Genomic DNA, 2997 nt, shown 5'->3' on the forward strand with positions numbered 1-2997 from the left:
AGCCCTCTAAATCACCATAGGTTGGTGATTTAGAGGACTTTGTCTACAGTCTGAACCTTACAAAAATGTAAGGTTCTTTTACAATTTGTAAGTTTTGATAAAGGCTGATAATTAAATATTCCTATAGACTTGATTTAAGAAATAGAGGGGGGACTAGTTTATGTTATTAAGTGTAGAACATGTTGAAAAAATATACAGTGGGAGAGGCAATAAGACTATCGCCTTAAGAGATGTTAATTTTGCTATTAATGAAGGAGAATATGTAGCTATTATGGGAGAGTCAGGGTCGGGGAAATCAACTTTACTGAATATTTTAGCGACTTTTGATCAACCGACTGCCGGTCGTGTCTTGATAAATGATTTTGATTTGTCGGGGCTTAAAGAAGAGCAAATTGCCAGTTTTCGCCGTGAGAAGCTAGGGTTTGTTTTTCAAGATTTTAATTTATTAGATGGATTTACCAACCGGGACAATATCCTCTTACCAATGGTTTTATCACAGAAATCAGTGGTTGAAATGGAAGAACAACTTAAAAGGGTAGCTAGTTTGGTGGGGGTAGAGGCACTATTAGATAAATATCCCTATGAAATATCAGGAGGCCAAGCGCAACGGATTGCAATTTCTCGTGCTCTAATCAATCAACCGGATATTATTCTAGCTGATGAACCCACTGGGGCCTTAGATTCAAAGACTTCTGAACAGATTATGCAAATTTTTGTAAAATTAAATCAAGCAAGTAATACGATTTTGATGGTCACTCACTCGATAAAGGCAGCGTCTTCTGCTAACCGAGTTTTGTTTATCAAAGATGGCGTCATTTATCATGAAATATATCGAGGCCAACAATCATCACTTGATTTTCAAGATGCGATTGCTGACGCCTTAGCGATGTTGAATGGACGGAGGGAAGCAAAATGCTAAGTATGTCGACTGTTATCCGTAAGTCAGCTATAAAATCAATGAAGTCGAACAAAGAACTTTTTTTACCTTTCAGTCTTGCTTCCATTATTCTGTTTGCTTTAGAATATATTATTTTATCGCTCACTGGCAATCAATATATTATCGAACGGTCAGCCAGTTTAAATTCTATATTGATGATTGGTGTTTTCTTTGCGACTCTTTTGAATATTATTATTGTTTTGTACGCTTCTAGCTTTATACGAAAAAAGTTAACGCAAGAATTTGGTCTCTATTCCATTCTAGGATTAGCCAAAAAGCATGTAGGTCGTATTTCGTTCATTCAATTTACGATTGTCCTCTTAGTTAATGCTTTATTTAGTGTTTTAATAGGTTATTTAAGTGGTAATTTTTTGTTTGTCTTATTTAATCGTTTAATGAAGGATACCGGAGCCGGATTTATGGATTATCCTTTTGATCCTAAAGCGGCCCTAGAAACCTTAGTATTGATGGTGGGAACTTACGCTATTATCTATCTCTTATCCATCTTAAAAATTCATCGTTTACAGTCGCTGGATTTGATGAAGGATAGCCGTAAGGGACAAGGGCGAGTTAAGAACCGCTGGATTATTTTGGCGATATGTTTAATCACCTTAGCGGCTGGCTATTATATTGCTCTTACTACTCAAGGTGTTTTAGATTCACTGTCTATGATTTTTATCGCTATTTTCTTAGTGATGATCGGAACATATTCTTTTTTCATGGCTTTTATGGTGTTTGTGTTGAAATTGATGCAAAAAAATAAGCGCTATTATTATCAACCCACTCATTTCTTAAGTACTTCAGGCATGTTGCAGAGAATAAGTAAAAATGCCACATCATTAGCCTCGATAACCATTTTAGCCACTGGTATTATGATGGTCTTGGCAATGACCTTAACCACCTATCGCAATATGGAAGCAGCTGCTGAAGGTTCCATGCCAAGAGAGTATGAAATAACTTTTGCTCCTTCTCAAGCCTATGAAAAAACAACAGAGGAACAATTAGAATTGTTACGAAATTTTCAAGCAGAACTTCAATCAACTGATTTGATTTCGAACAATTTAATTGAGACAAATGCGATGGAGGCTGTCTTGATTAAAGAAGATCATATTTATCCTTTGTTAGAGCCTGGTCAAAAGCAAAAAGTGGAAGAAGGAGAGCATAGCTTTGTTATTCTCGGGTTAAAGGCAGATTATCTAGCTAGATATCCCGATGAATCTGTTCCAGAAGATCAGTGGGTTCTTGCTTCTAATTTAAAGGATGTATCACATTGGGAAAAAATTTATTGGAAAGATGGATTAGAACGCGCGGTCTATATTGGTAAAGGTGAAATTATTCCTTATACCATTGGTGTTGATGCACTGTATTTTGGTGTCAATTCTTTAGCAGAGTTACAAGCGATGCAAAGGTATTTATTAGATAAGTCCGATATAGAATTATCCACTGTAAGCTCTTTATATTTTGATTTGAAAGAGCCTCAGTTTGAAAAAACAGTTCAAAAATTGGTTGATGAGCAAGGCTTTTTCATGGAGAGTAAGGCCTATAAAAAGGAGTTGCTCTATCAGCTTAATGGTGGCTTATTATTTATCGGTCTTATCGTTTCAAGTGTACTGATAATAGGAATGATCTTGATGCTTTACTTCAAGCAAATATCAGAAGGTTATGCAGATAAAAAGAATTATCAAATTATGAAACAAGTGGGCTTACCTTTACAATTAATTAAGAAAACCATCCGCTCTCAAGTACTTTGGTTTTTCTTCTTACCTTTAATCATTGCAGTTGTTCATAATCTGTTTGCGAGTCAAATTATATTCAAACTGTTAGGTTTATTAGGTGTTAATAATTTTAATGATTATTTGTTTAGCTTCAGTATGGTCCTATCGGGATTTATTCTATTCTATCTGATTTTCTACCATCTAACTTCTCGGTCATACTACCGCATTATCAATCAAGAAGATTAAATAAAAACACCTGCTTTTTTTAAAAAGAAAGCAGGTGTTTTAAGTATTGGTTCTATAATTTATAGGGTTGATGGCCGAAGGCCTCAACTCTATTTTTTA

2 protein-coding genes are annotated in these 2997 nt (G+C 35.1%); both read left to right on the plus strand.

Annotated features, from left to right (window positions below):
• Nucleotides 1-160 precede the first annotated feature (160 nt).
• Entirely contained in the window at nucleotides 161-919 is a 759-nt protein-coding gene (locus tag ACQV2T_RS09255) for an ABC transporter ATP-binding protein (protein WP_428872750.1), read from the plus strand.
• The gene (locus ACQV2T_RS09260) at nucleotides 913-2898 is read left to right on the plus strand and encodes an FtsX-like permease family protein (protein ID WP_428874898.1); all 1986 of its coding nucleotides are present in this window, start codon (nucleotides 913-915) and stop codon (nucleotides 2896-2898) included. Before ACQV2T_RS09255 ends, ACQV2T_RS09260 begins: the two co-directional genes overlap by 7 nt.
• The last annotated feature ends 99 nt before the right edge of the window (nucleotides 2899-2997 follow it).

The sequence above is a fragment of the Facklamia sp. P13069 genome, from assembly GCF_050409405.1.
Classification (GTDB): Bacteria; Bacillota; Bacilli; order Lactobacillales; family Aerococcaceae; genus Facklamia.

Bases quoted from the DNA above. Each gene is read 5' to 3' on its own strand.
- ACQV2T_RS09255 (WP_428872750.1), top strand. From the start codon at position 161: ATGTTATTAAGTGTAGAACATGTTGAAAAAATATACAGTGGGAGAGGC.
- ACQV2T_RS09260 (WP_428874898.1), top strand. From the start codon at position 913: ATGCTAAGTATGTCGACTGTTATCCGTAAGTCAGCTATAAAATCAATG.